The following is a 17,005-nucleotide window of genomic DNA, read 5'->3' on the forward strand; positions in this document are numbered from 1 at the left end:
AGGTGGCGCGCCGCGCGGCGGGCCCGGAACGCGACGGACGAGGTGGTCGCCGCGGCGACCACCTCGTCCGGGCGGGGGGGGGTATGCCGTCAGTGCCGGTCGGCGGACCCGCTGGCCGCGTGCGGCACGACGTCGACGAGCAGCACGGCCGCCAGCTCGTTGGCGGCCTGCCGGACCTGCGAGACGTCGACCGCCGCGTGTCGCTCGGCGACCGAGGGCTCGATCCTGGTCAGCACCTCGGAGGGAGCGCGCTGGGCGACCGTGACCGCGAGGTCCTGGCGCAGGGCCTCGCTCAGCAGACCGCCGGGGCCGGCCGCACGACGTCCCAGCTCCACGGCATACCGCTCGGCGCGGGCGATCTCCTCGTCGTCGTCGCTGGTGAGCGTGAGCGCGGCCTGCTCGAGGAGGGCGACGCCCCGCTCGAGGTCGCCGTCGCCCAGCTCGGTGACGGCCCGCGTGAGGAGCGGGCGCTCCGGCCGACCGGCCTGGGCGGCGAGGAGGGAGAGCTCCATGCCCAGGACGCGCTCGCGGGTGCGGGCGCCGATGTCACCCTGGCGCAGGCCGGGCGTGTAGTTCTCCGACGGGGCGCTCTGCGCCATGGTGTCGAGGTACTCGCGCTGGGCCTCGTCCGGGGTGTGGACGGTGTCGCGCAGCGGGATGGCGCGGATCGCCAGGGTGGCGAGGAAGACCACGGCCAGGATCGGCAGGCCGAGCATGAACACGCTGTGCAGCTGGTCGGCCAGGCCGGAGCGGACGGCGACCAGCACCTCCGGCGGGAGGCCGGCGGTCGCGGACGGGTCGAGCGCGGCGCCCGCGCCCAGGTCGCCGAGCGCGTCGGCGCCCGCACCCTCCAGCATCTCCGGCGGGAGGTAGGAGGCGATGGCCTGCGCCATGCCGGAGGTCATGACCGAGCCGAAGACCGCGATGCCGATGGTGTTGCCGACGTTGCGGAAGAACTGCAGCGCGGCGGTGCCGACGCCCAGGTCGGCGCGGGAGACGGCGTTCTGCACGACGAGCGTGTACTGCTGCATCGACAGGCCCAGACCGACACCCATGACGGCGATCGCCGAGGTGAGCTGCCAGCCGGAGGAGTCGACGCCGAGGCGGGTGAGCATCCACAGGCCGACGGCGAGGATCGCGACGCCGAGGAGCATCAGCTCCTTGTAGCGGCCGGTCTTGGTGACCAGGAAGCCCGCGACGATGCCGATGACGATCATCCCGACCATCATCGGCATGAGGATGATGCCGGACTCGGTCGCGCCGACGCCGATGACGCCCTGGGCGAAGACCGGGATGTAGATGATCGAACCGAACATCACCATGGCCAGGCCGAAGGAGGCGATGTTGGCCCAGGTGAAGATGCTGTTGCGGAAGAGGCCGAGGGGCAGCAACGGGTTCTCGGCGCGCAGCTCGACGGCGACGAAGAGCCCCAGCAGGATCGTGCCGCCCACGAGCAGGCCGATGATCAGCGGCGAGTCCCAGGCGTAGGTAACGCCGCCGAAGGAGAAGGCGAGCAGCAGCGCGACGAGGGCGGGGGTCAGCGTGACGATGCCGAGGACGTCGATCTTGCCGCTGGTGGCGACCTGGTCGAGGTGCAGGAAGCGGGCGATGATGAAGAGCGCGATGACGCCGACCGGCAGCGCGGCGAAGAACAGCCAGCGCCAGCCGAAGTTGTCGGTGATCCAGCCGCCGGCGATCGGGCCGGCGACCGAGGTGACGCCGAAGACGGCGCCCATCAGGCCCTGGTACTTGCCGCGCTGACGCGCCGGGATGATGTCGCCGATGATCGTCTGCGACAGCGGCATGAGCGTGCCCATGCCGAGGCCCTGCACGGCGCGGCCCAGGACGAGCGTCCAGAAGTTGGGCGCCAGGCCCGAGATGATCGAGCCGATCATGAAGACGACGAGCCCACCGAGGTAGAACTCGCGGCGGCCGAAGATGTCGGAGAGCTTGCCGACGATCGGCACGACGATCGCCGAGACGAGCATCGCGGCGGTGGCGACCCAGCTGTAGTGGTCCATGCCGCCGAGCTCGGCGACGATCCGCGGCATGGCCGGGCCGACGATGCCCTGGCTGATCGAGGCGACGAACATGCCGAGCATGAGGCCGACGAAGACGCGCCGGTGCTCGGGCGACAGGCTGTAGGGGGCGGGTTCGGTGGTTGTGGCGGTGCTCAAGCGGTGGTCCTCCGGGAACGTTCGGCAGCCCAGCGGGCCTCGAGGGAGTCGGTCAGCTGGGAGAGAAGGCGGGCGAGGGCGAGGCGGTCGGCCTCGTCCCAGCCGTCGAGGGCGTCGGTCACGAGGGCCACGCGCCGCGCGCGCTCGCGCTCGACGGCGGCCCGACCGGCCTCGGTGGGGGTGACGAGGAAGGCCCGGCCGTCGGCCGGGTCGGGCTCGCGGGCGATGAGCCCGCGCTCGACGAGGGAGCCGAGGCGTCGGCTCATCGTCGACGGGTCCAGGCCCTCGGCCCGGGCGAGGTCGCGCGAGCGGACGGGCTCGGCCTCCGCACCGGGGGCCGTGAGCCGCGCCAGGACGAGGTAGTCGGAGCGGGAGAGCTCCTCCCCCTGGAAGTCGTTGACGACGCGCGCGATCGAGGCGAGCGCCCGCGTCAGCTGGTCAGATAGTTGCATGATACAAACATCATACGCTCGTCCGGGTGGTTCTCTTCCCCCATCGGTCGTGGGGCTCCCGATGACTTTCCGGACGGGTCCGGGTCGGACCTCGTGACGGCGCTCCCGGGCTCCCGGGGTGACGCGTCGCAGAGCTCGAGAGGACCCGCCACCGTGCCCCAGCACCAGCTGCTGTTCGTCAACCTCCCCGTCGCCGACCTGGCCCGCAGCCGGGCGTTCTTCACCCAGCTCGGCTACCGCTTCGACGAGGACTTCTGCGACGGGGAGTCGCTGTGCCTGCGGCTGGGGCCGGCGCACTTCGCCATGCTGCTGCGGGCCGACCTCTTCGCGGGCTTCCACGACCAGCCGACCGCGCCGCCCGGGGCGGTGGAGTCGGTGCTATGCCTGACCGCCGACTCGCGGGAGCAGGTCGACGCGCTCGTCGACCGCGCGGTGCTCGCCGGCGGCCGGGACGTGCGGCGTTCGGACCTGGGCTTTCTCTACGGGCGCTCCTACAGCGACCTCGACGGCCACGTCTGGGAGGTGATGTGGATGGATCCCGACCCCCTCAGGGGTGGCGCGGCGGACGGGGCCGGTGCGAGGGTGGAGAACGGCACGAGAGCCGGAGGGGTCGTGCCCCGACTCGATGAGGAGATGCGATGACCGTCGCCGAGCACCCCACCACCACCGCCGCGACCGACGGCACGTTCGAGGAGCTGACCGCGCCGCTGCGCGGCGAGCTGCTCGCGCACTGCTACCGGATGCTGGGCTCCGCGGGCGAGGCGGAGGACATGGTGCAGGAGACCTACCTGCGTGCCTGGAAGGCCTTCCACTCCTTCGAGGGCCGCTCCTCGGTGCGCACCTGGATGTACACGATCGCCACCAACACCTGCCTGACCGCGCTCAAGCGGCAGTCGAGGCGGCCGCTGCCGAGCGGGCTCGGCCAGCCCCCCGGCGACCCGCGCGTCCCGGTCGTGGAGGACCGCTCCCGCGACTGGCTCGAGCCGCTGCCCGACCGGCTGGTCTGGGGCGAGGCGCAGCCGGACCCGGCCGACGCGGCCGTCGCCAGCGAGGGCGTGCAGCTCGCGGTCGTCGCGGCGCTGCAGGACCTGCCGCCGCGCCAGCGCGCCGCCCTCGTGCTGCGCGACGTGCTCCAGCTCTCCGCGGCCGAGACCGCCGAGGCGCTGGGCTGCTCGGTCGCCGCCGCCAACTCCGCGCTCCAGCGCGCCCGCGCGACGCTCGGCGACGGGGTCAGCCGCGCCGGCCGCCGGGTGCACGAGCTCACCGAGGACGAGCGGGCGGTCTTCGCCGCCTTCTGCGAGGCCTTGGAGAGGTATGACGTGCCCGCGGTCGTCGCGGTGATGGCCGACCAGGCGCAGTGGCAGATGCCGCCCTTCGACCGCTACTACCTGGGCCGCCAGGCGATCGCCGACCTCATCTCGACGCAGTGCCCGGCCTCGGGACCGCGCGACCTGCTCATGCTGCCGACGGTCTCCAACGGCCAGCCCGCGGCGGGGATGTACTTCCGCGGCGAGGACGGCGTCCACCGCCCCTTCCAGCTCGTCGTGCTCGACATCGTCGACGGGGTCGTGACGTCGGTCGTGGGCTTCTTCTCCGAGGAGGCGTTCGCCCAGGCGGGGCTGCCGGCGGAGGTCCGGCGCTGACAGGTTGGTGACGTGCGGGGGGCGGCCGGGCCGCTCCATGCCTTCCCTGCGAGTGCACCGGTTGTGTCGCCAGATCCTAAGAAGTGGAGATCGTCGACGTATGCGGTGCACTCGCAGCGGTCGTGATCCGGGCCTGACGTCCTCAGCTGCCGAACGCACTCACCGAGAGGTCTGCCGTCAGCCGGCGCGGCCGGCCACGGACGCGATCCCGAGCCAGGTGTGGTGATTGCCGGCCCAGCACCAGCCGAGCTTGGGGGCTCCCCTGCGGTCGCGGCCGTCGCGGCCGGTGCCGTTGCTGATCCAGAGCGCGGGGACGCGGCTGTCGAGCGTGCCGGGGCGACGGCCGGGCCTGCGCGAGCCGGTCGTCATGAAGCACCGGTTGCGCTCGAGCACCTCGGGCACCTGCAGGGCCCAGGCCACGCCCTCGGCCGCGGTCATCCGGCTGCGGCCACGGGCGGCGATCTCGGGGTCGACGTCGTTCGGGCTGCGGTTGGCGTACTCGTCGCCGCGCTGCGGGTCGATCACCGCGTAGAGGTCGGCGTCGGGCACGTCGACGCCCTCGACCGGGCCGAACTCCGCCAGGTCGGTCAGATCCTCGACGACGAAACCGGGCTTGTCGCCGAGCCGGAGCAGCGGCACGAGCTCGGCCAGCGGGACCAGCCGCGGGGAGACGACGAGGAGGTCGCCCGCGAGCCCGTCCGGCAGCGGCGGCACGTCGAGGCCGAGCCCGACAAGGCGGGCGTGCTGCTCGGCGAGCGGCGGGGGCCCCGCGGCCGGACCGGTCGAGCCGGTGACGTCGGCGGGCGAGGAAGTGGGATCGGCGGGCAGGGAAGCGGGCATCGGTGTCCTCCTGTCGTGGGGGCCGTCACAACGCTGCGACCTGGCGGAGCATTCCCACCGGGTACCGGGCCACCGGGCCGCTGCCGACGACCCCGGGGTCGACACCGAACGCCGGCGCCTACCCGCCCGCCTCAGAAGACCGGCTTGCCGCCCGTCACCCCGAGCACCGTGCCCGAGACGTAGCTCGCCTCGTCGGAGGCGAGGAAGACGTAGGCCGCCGCGACCTCGACCGGGTGCCCGGCCCGCCCGAGCGGCACGTCGGAGCCGAAGCCCTCGACCTTGTCGGGCGCCATGGTGGACGGGATGAGCGGGGTCCAGATCGGGCCGGGCGCGACCGCGTTGACCCGGACGCCGCGCGGGCCGAGCTCGGCGGCGAGGTTGACGACGAGGTTGTTGAGCGCCGCCTTGGTCGCGGCGTAGTCGAGCAGGTGGTCCGAGGGCGAGTAGGCCTGGACCGAGGTGGTGACGACGACGCAGCCGCCGCTCTTCTCCAGCTCCCCGGCCAGCTCGCGCACCAGCCAGAAGGGCGAGAAGACGTTGGTCGCGAAGGTGCGCTCGACCTGCTCCGGCGGGAACTCCTCGAGGTGGTCGTGGGTCATCTGGTAGGCCGCGTTGGCGACGAGGACGTCGAGCCCGCCGAGCGCCGCGACCGCGTCCTGCGCGAGCTGCCGGTTGGCGTCGTAGCCGCGCAGGTCGACGGGGAAGAGCGTGCAGCTGCCGCCCGCCTCCTCGACCAGTTCCTTGGTGCGCTGCGCGTCCTCGGCCTCCTCGGGAAGGTGCGCGACGGCGACGGAGGCGCCCTCCTTGGCGAAGGTCAGCGCCACCGCCCGGCCGATGCCCGAGTCACCGCCCGTGATGAGCGCGCGCTTCCCGGTCAGCCGGTCGCGCCCGGTCCACGACTCCTCGCCGTGGTCGGGCGCCGGGTCGAGCTCGGCGACGGTGCCCGGCCACGTCTGCTCCTGGGCCGGGATCGAGGTCAGGTCGGGACGGGACATGGCGAGCTCCTGCGGTCGGGGTGCGGGGTCCCTCTCGACGGTATGGAGTGTCCGCACGGCCCGCGCGCCGAAGCCGCCCGCCCGCTGGACCGACGCCCAGGGCGACGCCACCGGCGCGTCGCTCAGCCCTCGAGCACCAGCCGCAGCGCCGCGTGGTCGGTCAGCCCGGCCTCGCGCGGAGCCTGGTGCAGGTCGCAGGCCACGACGCGCGGCACCAGGTCGGGTGTGACGAAGGCGTGGTCGTAGCGGCAGCCGACCCCGCTGTGGTCGACCCAGCTGACCTCGGTCGAGGCCGGGTGCCGGAGCCGGAAGGCGTCGACCAGGCCGTGCCGCCCCTCCAGCCCGGCCAGCAGCTCCGTCTCCTCGAGCAGGACGTGCGGGAGCGGGTCGTCGTGCAGCGGGTCGACGAGATTGAGGTCCCCGACCACGACGCCCGGCGCGTCAGGATCCACCGAACGCCAGGCCGGCAGCCACGCGTCGAGGGCCGCCAGCCACTCCCGCTTCCGCCGCCGCTGCGTGGCCGAGGAGTAGCGGACCGGGTCGCTGGCAGCCCCGTAGACGCCGAGCACCCGCAGCACCTCACCACCCCCGTCGGTCACGCGCAGCGGCAGCACCCGTCCCGGCAGCACGGACGGCCCCGGCAGCTCCTCGACCTCCGCGACCAGGTCCGGCCGTCGCGTCACGACCATGACCCCCCGGCCCCCGGCCGAGGCCCGGTCGGTGACGTGCACGCCATGCCCGGCGGCACGGCATACCTGCGCGAGCAGCCGGGTCCCCTCCCCACCCGAGGTCTCGGTGAGCACCCAGACGTCGTCCTCGTCGGGCCACAGCAGCTCGAGGACCCCGCGCGCCCGCTCGCGCGTCGGCGCGGCGACGTTGAGGGCGAGCAGGGAGCGCACCGGCATGCCCGGATGCTACGCAGGGCGCGCCGACCGCGCCCCCGGTATGACGTGCCCACCCGCAGGTGCAGACCCCGGGTGGATCCGCGGCGCGGGTGGTCGGGACGACGGTAGGGGCATGACGATCTTCCAGCTCCTGCTCGACCTCGCCGTCCTCGCCGGCATCGCGCTCTTCGGCCTCCTCGCGGTCGTGCCGCTGTGGCTCGACCGCGACGCCGCGGAGGGTCAGTGCTTCGGCGACACCCAGCGCCAGCCGCGCGGCGGCTTTCCGGCGTCGGGGCCCATCTCGCGCACGATGACGTCGCCCATGAGCGTGTAGCCGCGCACGACCAGCCGCGCGCCGGTGGGCGCCGTCTGGTGACGCGGGTCGGTCTCGGTCTTGACGTCGCCGAGCAGCGTGCCGCCGCTGACGACCACCTCGGTGCCCGGCGGCACGACGATCTTGACGTCGCCCATGAGCGACCAGGTCTCGACCTCGAGCGTCTCGCCCGGCTGGATGACCTCGCGCAGGTCGAGCTTGAGGTCGCCCATGAGCTGCAGCGCGTTGGTCTTGCGGGCGGCCTGCCAGCGACCGGTGCGCACGATGTCGCCGAGGAAGGCGACGAGCGGGTCGGTCTTCTCGATCCGGGCCGGCGGCTGGGCGGCACCCGCGCGGTAGGGCGGCAGCACCTCGCCGGCGAGCGGCACCACCTCGGGCATGCCGGTGCCCGTCCCGGCGCTGCCGGGCGTGGGCAGCGGCGGCGGGGGCGGCGTCGGCTCCGTCGGGTAGCCGAGCTCGCTGGGGCCGGCCCACTCCGGACCCTGCTGTCCACCGGGCTGGTTCGTCATACCTCCCACCGTAACCGCCCGGCCGCCACGGCGTGCGGGGCCCGACCTACTGTTGCGGGATGGAGTTTCGACACCTCGGCAACAGCGGACTGAAGATCAGCGAGATCACCTACGGCAACTGGTTGACCCACGGGTCCCAGGTGGAGAACGAGGTCGCGCACCGGTGCGTGCGGGCCGCCCTCGACGCGGGGGTGTCGAGCTTCGACACCGCCGACGTCTACGCCAACACCCGCGCCGAGACGGTGCTCGGCGAGGCCCTCAAGGGCGAGCGCCGCGAGAGCCTGGAGATCTTCACCAAGGTCTACTGGCCGACCGGCCCGGGCGGCAAGAACGACACCGGCCTCTCGCGCAAGCACGTCATGGAGTCGATCAACGGCTCGCTCAAGCGGCTGCAGACCGACTACGTCGACCTCTACCAGGCGCACCGCTACGACACCGAGACCCCGCTCGAGGAGACGATGCAGGCCTTCGCCGACATCGTGCGCCAAGGCAAGGCCCTCTACATCGGCGTCTCGGAGTGGACCGCCGACCAGATCCGCGAGGGGCACCGGCTGGCCACCGAGCTGGGCTTCCAGCTCATCTCCTCCCAGCCGCAGTACTCCATGCTCTGGCGGGTCATCGAGCCCGAGGTCGTCCCGGCCTGCGAGGAGCTCGGCATCTCCCAGATCGTGTGGAGCCCGATGGCCCAGGGCGTGCTCTCGGGCAAGTACCTGCCGGGCCAGCAGCCGACCGAGGGTCGCGCCGCCGACGAGAAGATGGGCAGGGGCATGCAGGGCTTCCTGCGCGACGAGGTGCTCACCGCCGTGCAGGAGCTCAAGCCGCTGGCGCAGGAGGCCGGCCTGACGATGCCGCAGCTGTCCATCGCCTGGGTGCTGCAGAACCCCAACGTCGCCGCCGCCCTGGTCGGCGCCTCGCGCCCCGAGCAGGTCGAGGACAACGTCAAGGCCGCGGGCGTCACGCTCGACGCCGACCTCATGGCCAAGATCGACGAGGTCCTCGGGGGCGTCGTCGAGCGCGACCCGGGCAAGACCGCCGAGCACGCACCGAAGACCCGCGTGGCCTGATCTCCTCCGTCGTCGGGCCGGGCGGCCCCTGGGTCAGCCCGGCTCGACGACTGTGGTCACCACCCGCGTCAGGCTCGGCGTGCGCGGGGTGGAGGAGAAGCCGAAGCGCGTCGGAGGGTCCACCGGGGCCAGCGCCCCGAGCCGCACCCCGTCGAGGGTGGCGGTCGCGTCGGTCACCGCGCGCACGTCGGTGGCGCCGTAGTACTCCCGCCGGCCGTTGCCGGCGGTGCCGCGGGTCCGCACGCCGGGCAGGACCACCCGCGCGACCGGGTCGGTGACCGTCGAGACGACCGGGTGCGCCGCCAGCGGGCGCGGCAGCAGCCGCAGCAGGCGGCCCAGCACCGTGCGCCTCCCCAGCTCGGCGTCGAGCCGCAGCGAGCGCGTCCGCACCTCCAGCCGCCTGGGCGTGCGCAGGACGAAGACCGGCTCGATCCGCGTCTCGTCGAAGGAGTAGGTCGAGGACACGAACTCGGCGACCTGCTCGCTCGGGGCCAGGAGCATCCGGTGGCCGTCCACCTTCTCGACCATGACGTCGGCGAAGGCGCCCAGCGGCGAGTCGTCCCAGGTGCCCACGACCAGCCGCACTCCCCCGGCCGTGCCCACCCCCAGGATGTGGCCGGTGAAGGTCCAGGTGCGCGACGCCATACCCCCATCCTGCTGTGCCGCAGGCATGCTGACACCCTGAACCCATGACCGCGCCGTTCGACCTGACCCTGGACGACATGCTCGAGCACCGCTCGGCGAAGTGGAGCCGCGTCCCCGACGGGGTGCTCCCCGCGTGGACGGCCGAGATGGACGTGCGCACCGCGCCCGCGATCGCGGAGGCGCTGCAGCTGGCGGTGCGGCGCTCCGACTTCGGCTACGCGGGCGACCCGGCGCCGGTCGCGCGCGCCTTCGCCGGCTTCGCCCGCGACGTCTGGGACTGGGAGACGGAGGGCACCGGCGGGCAGACCCGGCTCTTCGCCGACGTGGGCCACGGCGTCAAGGAGGTGCTGCGCTCGCTGACCCGCCCGGGCGACCGGGTGGTCCTCAACCCGCCGGTCTACCTGTCCTTCTACCCGTGGCTGCGCTCCCTCGGCCTGGAGGCGCACGAGGTGCCGATGCTCGACGTCGCCTCCGGCGGACGTCTCGACCTGGAGGGTATGGAGCACGCGCTCGCCGAGGGCACGCGCGTCGTGCTGCTCTGCAGCCCGCACAACCCGCTGGGCCACGTCTACCCGCGCGAGGACCTCGCCGCGCTGGCCGAGCTGGCGCTCGCGCACGACGCCGTCGTGGTCGCCGACGAGATCCACGCCCCGCTCGTGCACCCGGGTGGGCCGCGCTTCGTGCCGTGGCTGACCGTCTCCGACGCCGCCCGCCAGGTCGGCATCGCGCTGCACTCGCCGTCCAAGGCCTGGAACACCGCCGGCCTCAAGCTCGCCCTCGGTGTCACGGCCGTCCCCGGTCGCTGGCCCGCCGACATCCCCGCCGAGGTCGACTGGGCGCCCTCGATCCTGGGCCAGTACGCCGCGGAGGCCGCCTACACCGACGGGCTTGAGTGGCTGGACACGGTGCGCACCGCCCTCGAGGAGCGCACGGCGCAGCTGGCCGACCTGCTGGAGCGCGAGCTGCCGCAGGTGCGCTACGCACCGGGCTCGGCGTCCTACCTGGCGTGGCTCGACTGCCGCGAGCTCGGGCTCGGCGACGACCCGGCCAGGGTCTTCCTCGAGCGCGGCAGGGTGATGCTGTCGCCCGGACCGGCCTTCGGCTCCGGCGGCGCGGGCTTCGCGCGGCTCAACATCGGCACCAGCGAGGAGCTGATGACCGAGGCCGTGCGCCGGATGCGGTCGGCGCTGGACTGACGGGCCCTTCCGTCCGCGGGGCGAGGGCCGCTCAGGCGTCGCCGGGGCAGCCGATCGCGCCGATCCGCGCCAGGCCTGCGAGGTCGCCCGGCCCGAAGCCGATGCGGCCCGTGGTGTTGACCGGTGCCATGAGCTGGCCGATGTCGTCGACGTGGCCGAGCCCGAGCACGTGGGCCAGCTCGTGGTCGAGGACCGCCGCGTGCTGCTCGGGGCGTGCGAGGTCGTCGCGGTCCAGGACGACCTGGCCGCTGGCGTGCCAGACCCGGCGGTCGGGGCCCTCGACGGTCGTCGGGCCACCGAGCCCGGCGGCCTGGCCGGCCAGCTGCGGCACGGCGTCGGCGTCCGACCACGAGACCAGCACCGGCGACCCCAGCTCGCGCGGCTCCTCGGACCAGACCTCGTCGGACTCGCCCACGAGGTCGAGCGCCAGGCCCGAGGCTGCACCCACGCGGTCCAGGGACCCCCGGACCAGCTCGGTCCACCCGTCGGGCGCGCCCTCGGGGTTGACGACGACCTCGACCGGGCCGCACGGGGAGAAGCCGACCGGGTCGTCGCCGCCCGGCTGGGTCTGGAGGTAGGCGTAGGCGTCGCTGGTGCCCGGGTCGACGGTGGGGAGGACGCGCTCGCCCCGGGGCGGCTCCCAGCCCCGCAGCCCCGCGCCGGGTGGCGGGGACCAGCGCTGCACGACCTCGCCGAGACCGTCGCCCCAGCGCGTCCCGCCACCGGCCGCGCTCTCCGTCGCCGGCATCCCGAGCACGGAGCGGCCGGCCGCGGTGGCCCAGGAGCGCACCTCTGTGGCCTGGGTCGGGAAGGCGATCACGGCGGCGACGAGCGCGACGACGAGGACCACCAGGGTCGAGCCGCCCCGACGGCGGCGCGGGGCCGGGACCGGCCGGACGGGGTCGAGCGCCCGCAGCGGCGGGAGGCCGTCGGTCGAGTGCACGCGCCAGCCGGTGTCGGGGCGCGCCGCGGGGTGGCCGGGCGGCGCCCCGCCGAGACCGTAGCGACGGTCCCACTCGTCGAGCTCGGCGAGCCGGCGCGCGAGCTCCGCCGCGCGCCGCTTCCTCGCGGCCGACTCGAACAACCCCATGGCCGGACACTATGCGGCACGGCCCCGACACTCCATACCCTTGGTCCATGACCCGACCCCATCTGTGGATCCGTGCCGAGGCCCGCCCCACCGAGCAGCGCGTGCCCATCGTCCCCGCGGACGCCGCGCGCCTCATCGCGGACGGCTTCGAGGTGACCGTCGAGGAGTCCCCGACGCGCGTCGTCCCGATCGAGGAGTACGTCGCCGTGGGCTGCCGCACCGCGCCCGCCGGCTCCTGGGAGAACGCCCCCGACGGGGCGGTCGTGGTCGGCATCAAGGAGCTGCCCGACCACCCGGCCGACCTGCGGCACACGCACGTCTTCTTCGCCCACGCCTACAAGGGCCAGGAGGGTGCCGAGGAGGTGCTCGAGCGCTTCCGCCGCGGCGGGGGCGAGCTGCTCGACGTCGAGTACCTCACGGTCGGCGGCAAGCGCGTCGTCGCCTTCGGCTTCTGGGCCGGCTACGTCGGGGCCGCGCTCGCGGTGCTGCACGCCCGCGGTCTGCTGACCGGCCCCGTGGAGCCGATGACCCGCGACGCCCTCGACGCCCGGCTGCGCGAGAGCACCCCGGGCACCCCCGAGCGCGCCCTCGTCATCGGCTCGCGCGGCCGGTCCGGCACCGGCGCCACGGAGGCCCTGGGGGTGGCGGGCTGCGCGGTCACCCGCTGGGACCGCGCCGACACCGCCGAGCTCGACCGCGCCGCGATGCTCGACCACGAGATCCTCGTCAACTGCGTCGTCAGCTCCGGCTCCGACGGGCAGGAGCCCTTCGTGCGCCCCGAGGACGTCGACCCGCCCCGCCGGCTGCGGGTGGTCGGCGACGTGACCTGCGACGTCACCTCCGCGGCCAACCTCATCCCGCTCAACACCGCGATCACCACGTGGGACGAGCCGGTGCGCCGCTTCGGCACCGACGAGCACCCGCTCGACGTCATCGCGATCGACAACCTGCCCTCGCTGCTGCCCCGCGAGGCCAGCGAGAGCTTCTCCGCCGAGCTGACCCCGCTGCTGCCGGACCTGGCCGACCGCTCCGGCCCGTGGGCCGCCAGCCTGGAGTGGTTCCGTCGGCACGTCCACGACGGCTGAGCACGACCGGGGCGATAACGATCCGATAACGGTCGGGACGGGTCCATCCCCGTCCCGACCCACTGCCCAAGGCGCGCGCGCGTAGCAAAACCGCGGCCCTGGGGTCGTCACGGGGCGACAGCCCGGGCGGTCCTGGCTACGTTGGCACGAGACCAACCCCCAGGACGACCCGAGGAGAGGCCCCATGTCCAGAACCCCCCGCAGCACCCGCGCGGCCGCCGTCACGCTCGGCGCCGTCGCGACGATGCTCCTCGCCGCCTGCGGCGACGGAGGGTCGGGCGACAACGCGCTCGGCCTCGACACCGACGGCACGCTCGTCGTGGCGATGAGCGGCGAGTTCCAGCCGTTCAGCTACTTCGAGGGCAACACCCTCACCGGCTTCGACCACGACATCGGCGTCGCCGTCGCCGAGGAGCTGGGCCTGGAGGTCGACGCCCAGACCGGTGCCTTCGACACCCTCATCCAGGGTCTGAAGTCCAACCGCTACGACGTGCTCATCGCCTCGATGACCCCGACCGAGGAGCGCGACAAGCAGGTCGACTTCACCGAGAGCTACTACGTCTCCGGCGCCCAGGCCTTCGTCGCCCCGGGCACCGACTGCACCGACATCAGCCAGCTGGACTCCCCGATCATCGGCGTCGCCAGCGGCACGACCTACCAGGACTGGCTGACCGAGAACGGCGGCGACTGGGTCGGCGAGATCCGCACCTTCACCTCCGACGTCACCGCCCTGCAGGACGTCGCCACCGGCCGCCTCGACGCCGCGATGACCGACCGCAACGTCGGCCTCTACCAGATCCAGGAGTCCGGGCTCGACCTCGTGGAGTGCGGCGACCCGGTCTTCACCGAGGAGCCCGCCTTCGCGGTCGAGGAGGGCAACACCGCCCTGGTCGAGGCGCTCGACGAGGCGCTGGCGACCATCAAGGAGAACGGCACCTACGCCGAGATCTCGGAGAAGTACTTCGGCAAGGACATCTCCTCGCTCGAGGGCGACGGGGCCGGCTCCACCGACGACTCGGCCACCACCAGCGAGGGCTGAGGTCCGGCGGTGTCCACCTTCCTCGAGCTCTTCGCGGAGTACTCACCGCTGTTCATCGAGGCCACCTGGGTCACGCTGCGGCTGACGGCCGCCGCGCTCGTCCTGGCCATGGTCGGCGGCGCGCTCGTCGCCGCCATGGCCATGAGCAGGGTGCGTCCGCTGCGGTGGCTCGCGACGGCATACATCGGCCTGGTGCGCGGCACGCCGCTCATCACGCAGATCTTCATCATCTACTTCGGCCTGACGGCCGTCGTCACCCTCGAGGCGTTCTGGGCGGGGGCGCTGGCGCTGGCCTTCCACAACTCCGCCTACATCGCCGAGATCATCCGCTCGGGATTCCAGGCGGTGCCGAAGGGTCTGGTGGAGGCGTCGCGGTCGCTCGGCATGTCGCGGGCCAAGACGCTCAAGCGGGTGCAGGCGCCGCTGGCGCTGCGCACCACGCTGCCGGTGCTGGGCAACCAGTACATCATCGCGGTGAAGGACTCCTCGCTCGTCTCGTTCATCGGGATGACCGAGCTGTTCCAGACCTCGCGCAACATGGCGGCGACCACCTACGAGCCGCTGACGTCCTACATCGTGGTGGCGATCTACTACCTCGTGATCGTCCTGGCGCTCACCGCGCTCGTCTCCTGGCTCGAGCACCGGCTGAGCGCGCACCGCCGGCCCGAGGCCGACATCACGAAGGGCCCCCAGTCCGAGCAGGAAGGAGCGAGGACCGCATGAGCACCTCCCACGGACAGGGCGGTCCCCTCGTCTCGATGCGCGGCATCGTCAAGCGCTACGGCAGCGCGACCGTGCTCGACGGCGTCGACCTCGACGTCGCCGAGGGCGAGGTCGTCACGCTGATCGGCCCCTCGGGCGCCGGCAAGAGCACGCTGCTGCGCTGCGTCAACGGCCTGGAGCGCATCTCCGAGGGCACCATCGAGGTCGCCGGCGAGCAGCTCTCCTACGGCGAGAAGGGGCTCAACCGGCTCCGCTCGCGGATCGGCATGGTCTTCCAGTCGTTCAACCTCTTCCCGCACATGACCGTCATGGACAACCTGACCGTCGCCCAGCGCGAGGTGCTGGGGCGCTCCAAGGACGAGGCGACCACCCGTGGCGCCGAGCTGCTTGAGCGGGTCGGGCTGGCGCACAAGGCCAAGGCGTATCCCGACAACCTCTCCGGCGGCCAGCAGCAGCGCGTCGCGATCGCCCGCGCGCTGGCCATGGACCCGGCCGTCATGCTCTTCGACGAGCCGACGTCGGCGCTCGACCCGGAGCTCGTGGGCGAGGTGCTCGACGTCATGCGCACGCTCGCGGAGGAGGGCATGACGATGATGGTCGTCACGCACGAGATGCGCTTCGCCCGGAGGGCGGCCGACCGGGTCGTGCTCCTCGCCGACGGCGGCATCGCCGAGCAGGGGCCCCCGGAGCAGGTGCTGGACTCGCCGACCAGCGAGCGCGGGCAGGCCTTCCTCGCCCAGCTGCAGGAGCACTAGACGGGTCCCGGGCACCCGCCGGGCGTCAGCCCAGCGGGTGCCCGACCGTCATCCCGGCGGGCAGGCCGGGCTCGATGTACCACTCCGTGCCGAACGCCCCCGCGAACTCCTCCTCGCCCATGCCGAGCATCCACCCCACGTCCTCCTGCGAGGCGTGGCACGCGAGCGCCCGGCGCTTGACGTCGATCACCGGTCGCACGTCGACCCGCCAGTGGATCTCGGCCTCCGGCGAGCCGAAGGGGTTGCCGTCGTCGGCGGGCGCGTCGGGGTCCCAGTCGGCCCCGTCGACCACGAGACCCGCCTCCTTCGCCGCGAGGTACTGCCGCCGCATCTCGTCGCGGTTCATCGTCGCCTCGAGCAGCCGCGGACGGCGGGCCGCGAGCTCGGCCGCCCGGTGCACGACCGCGTGCACCTTGACGTGGTCGGGGTGCCCGTAGCCGCCGTGCCAGTCGTAGCCGACGAGCACGTCGGCATCCTCCTCGTCGAGGACCGCCGCCAGCCGACCGGCGGCCTCCTCGGTGTCGGCGCCGTGGAAGGACTGCTCGTGGCCGTTCTGCTCCCAGCCGGTCATGCCCGAGTCGGCGTAGCCGAGCCAGGAGACGCGCGCGGTCCCGAGCACCTGCGCGGACGCCTCGGCCTCGGCCCGCCGGCGGTCCACGACGGTCTCGCCCTCGGCCAGGTCGGCGGGCACCGAGCCGTGGTCGCCGTTGGTCGCGTAGACGCACACGACGCGGTGGCCGGCGTCGACCGCCAGGCGCATCGTGCCGGCGGTCTGGGACGCCTCGTCGTCGGGGTGGGCGTGGAGGAAGACGATGGTGCTCACCGGGTCATTGTGTCCGCCGGGGGCGTGGTGCGCCCCGCGCACGACCGGGTATGTCGCATCTCGCCGGCGCGCGGGGCCGCGGACCGTTGTGCCGCCCGGCCCCCGGTGGCAGGCTGAGGGCATGGGACTCGCAGAAGTGTTCCAGCGACGCAGCGACGGCAGCGCGGAGCCCCCGACCAGGGTGCCCCCGCCGACGCCCCCCTCGGTGGCCGAGCAGGTCGCCACGCTCACCCGGCTCGGGCTGGAGCCGCAGGGCGTGACGGTCGCCGACATCGAGGCCGACCGTGACGCCGCCCTGCTGCTGCGGCGGCACCCCTACGTGGCCGCCCTCCACTGCCTGAGCCGCGACGGCGACGGCCTCACGTCCCACCCCCGGGTGACGACGATCGACCTCGAGCACGTGGTCGGGCCCGACTCCTACCCGCACCTGCTGCGCCGCCTCGCGGGGACCGCCGGCACGGCGGACCTGCTGGAGGAGGTCAGCGGCGGGGTCGACCAGCCGCGGGGCCGGTGGATCCTGCGCTTCACCTTCGACGGGGTGACGCGGGAGATCCACCCGAGGCTCGACGGCGACCGTGTCGACCCGCTGGTGCTGCGCGAGATCGCCGAGGCCGTGGCGGGGCCGACCCTGCGTCCCGCGCTGGTCCGGCACGGGCAGCGGGTGTCGCTCGCCTACGTGCCGCCCCGGCACGCCGGTGAGCTGCAGCGGGTGCTCGACGCCTGGGCCGACCTGGCCTGACGGACGTCTCGC

18 protein-coding genes are annotated in these 17,005 nt (G+C 73.6%); 9 read left to right on the plus strand and 9 right to left on the minus strand.

Features of this window, described 5'->3' with window-relative positions; genetic code table 11:
- Positions 1-89: 89 nt before the first annotated feature.
- Positions 90-2,177, minus strand: a complete 2,088-nt coding sequence (locus tag FB476_RS15695; protein WP_141821138.1) for an MDR family MFS transporter — start codon at positions 2,175-2,177, stop codon at positions 90-92.
- Positions 2,174-2,629: a MarR family winged helix-turn-helix transcriptional regulator gene (locus FB476_RS15700; protein WP_141821140.1), complete on the minus strand. Its 456-nt coding sequence runs from the start codon at positions 2,627-2,629 to the stop codon at positions 2,174-2,176. The genes FB476_RS15695 and FB476_RS15700 overlap by 4 nt, the downstream gene beginning before the upstream one ends.
- 153 nt (positions 2,630-2,782) lie before the next feature.
- Between FB476_RS15700 and FB476_RS15705 the strand changes: the two genes are divergently transcribed.
- Positions 2,783-3,271, plus strand: coding sequence for a VOC family protein (locus FB476_RS15705; protein ID WP_202877060.1), 489 nt, complete (start codon positions 2,783-2,785; stop codon positions 3,269-3,271).
- Entirely contained in the window at positions 3,268-4,272 is a 1,005-nt protein-coding gene (locus FB476_RS15710; RefSeq protein WP_141821142.1) for a sigma-70 family RNA polymerase sigma factor, read from the plus strand. The genes FB476_RS15705 and FB476_RS15710 overlap by 4 nt, the downstream gene beginning before the upstream one ends.
- Positions 4,273-4,449: 177 nt before the next feature.
- Here the strand turns inward: FB476_RS15710 and FB476_RS15715 are convergent, their stop codons facing one another.
- From FB476_RS15715 to FB476_RS15730, 4 genes are all read right to left on the minus strand, one after another.
- On the minus strand, positions 4,450-5,112 hold the full coding sequence (locus tag FB476_RS15715; RefSeq protein WP_238329834.1) for a DUF5701 family protein: 663 nt from the start codon (positions 5,110-5,112) through the stop codon (positions 4,450-4,452).
- Between the two features lie 131 nt (positions 5,113-5,243).
- Positions 5,244-6,107, minus strand: coding sequence for an SDR family oxidoreductase (locus FB476_RS15720; protein ID WP_141821144.1), 864 nt, complete (start codon positions 6,105-6,107; stop codon positions 5,244-5,246).
- A 122-nt stretch (positions 6,108-6,229) separates the two neighbouring features.
- On the minus strand, positions 6,230-7,012 hold the full coding sequence (locus FB476_RS15725; RefSeq protein ID WP_141821146.1) for an endonuclease/exonuclease/phosphatase family protein: 783 nt from the start codon (positions 7,010-7,012) through the stop codon (positions 6,230-6,232).
- Between the two features lie 219 nt (positions 7,013-7,231).
- The gene (locus FB476_RS15730) at positions 7,232-7,834 is read right to left on the minus strand and encodes a LiaF domain-containing protein (protein WP_141821148.1); all 603 of its coding nucleotides are present in this window, start codon (positions 7,832-7,834) and stop codon (positions 7,232-7,234) included.
- Positions 7,835-7,893: 59 nt separating this feature from the next.
- Here FB476_RS15730 and FB476_RS15735 point away from each other — a divergent pair, with 59 nt between their 5' ends.
- Positions 7,894-8,898, plus strand: coding sequence for an aldo/keto reductase family protein (locus FB476_RS15735; RefSeq protein ID WP_141821150.1), 1,005 nt, complete (start codon positions 7,894-7,896; stop codon positions 8,896-8,898).
- Between the two features lie 33 nt (positions 8,899-8,931).
- Here FB476_RS15735 and FB476_RS15740 read toward each other — a convergent pair whose 3' ends face one another.
- On the minus strand, positions 8,932-9,543 hold the full coding sequence (locus tag FB476_RS15740) for a hypothetical protein (protein ID WP_141821152.1): 612 nt from the start codon (positions 9,541-9,543) through the stop codon (positions 8,932-8,934).
- A 44-nt stretch (positions 9,544-9,587) separates the two neighbouring features.
- Here FB476_RS15740 and FB476_RS15745 point away from each other — a divergent pair, with 44 nt between their 5' ends.
- Positions 9,588-10,739 carry a MalY/PatB family protein gene (locus FB476_RS15745; RefSeq protein ID WP_141821154.1) on the plus strand — a complete coding sequence of 384 codons (1,152 nt, stop codon included), beginning with the start codon at positions 9,588-9,590 and terminating at the stop codon, positions 10,737-10,739.
- Positions 10,740-10,770: 31 nt separating this feature from the next.
- Here the strand turns inward: FB476_RS15745 and FB476_RS15750 are convergent, their stop codons facing one another.
- Positions 10,771-11,829: a zinc metalloprotease gene (locus tag FB476_RS15750; RefSeq protein WP_141821156.1), complete on the minus strand. Its 1,059-nt coding sequence runs from the start codon at positions 11,827-11,829 to the stop codon at positions 10,771-10,773.
- Between the two features lie 47 nt (positions 11,830-11,876).
- On the opposite strand from FB476_RS15750, the gene FB476_RS15755 reads away from it, so the two are divergent.
- The 4 genes from FB476_RS15755 (at position 11,877) to FB476_RS15770 (ending at position 15,431) form a co-directional block, all read left to right on the plus strand.
- Positions 11,877-12,914, plus strand: a complete 1,038-nt coding sequence (locus FB476_RS15755; RefSeq protein WP_141821158.1) for a saccharopine dehydrogenase — start codon at positions 11,877-11,879, stop codon at positions 12,912-12,914.
- 184 nt (positions 12,915-13,098) lie between these two features.
- Entirely contained in the window at positions 13,099-13,953 is an 855-nt protein-coding gene (locus FB476_RS15760) for a transporter substrate-binding domain-containing protein (protein ID WP_141821161.1), read from the plus strand.
- A gap of 9 nt (positions 13,954-13,962) precedes the next feature.
- Entirely contained in the window at positions 13,963-14,676 is a 714-nt protein-coding gene (locus FB476_RS15765; RefSeq protein WP_141821163.1) for an amino acid ABC transporter permease, read from the plus strand.
- The gene (locus tag FB476_RS15770) at positions 14,673-15,431 is read left to right on the plus strand and encodes an amino acid ABC transporter ATP-binding protein (RefSeq protein WP_141821165.1); all 759 of its coding nucleotides are present in this window, start codon (positions 14,673-14,675) and stop codon (positions 15,429-15,431) included. Before FB476_RS15765 ends, FB476_RS15770 begins: the two co-directional genes overlap by 4 nt.
- 25 nt (positions 15,432-15,456) lie before the next feature.
- Here the strand turns inward: FB476_RS15770 and FB476_RS15775 are convergent, their stop codons facing one another.
- Positions 15,457-16,254, minus strand: a complete 798-nt coding sequence (locus tag FB476_RS15775; RefSeq protein WP_141821167.1) for a PIG-L deacetylase family protein — start codon at positions 16,252-16,254, stop codon at positions 15,457-15,459.
- A gap of 121 nt (positions 16,255-16,375) precedes the next feature.
- On the opposite strand from FB476_RS15775, the gene FB476_RS15780 reads away from it, so the two are divergent.
- Positions 16,376-16,993 carry a hypothetical protein gene (locus FB476_RS15780; RefSeq protein WP_141821169.1) on the plus strand — a complete coding sequence of 206 codons (618 nt, stop codon included), beginning with the start codon at positions 16,376-16,378 and terminating at the stop codon, positions 16,991-16,993.
- Positions 16,994-17,005: the final 12 nt, after the last annotated feature.

The sequence above is a fragment of the Ornithinimicrobium humiphilum genome (assembly GCF_006716885.1).
Lineage (GTDB): Bacteria > Actinomycetota > Actinomycetes > Actinomycetales > Dermatophilaceae > Ornithinicoccus > Ornithinicoccus humiphilus.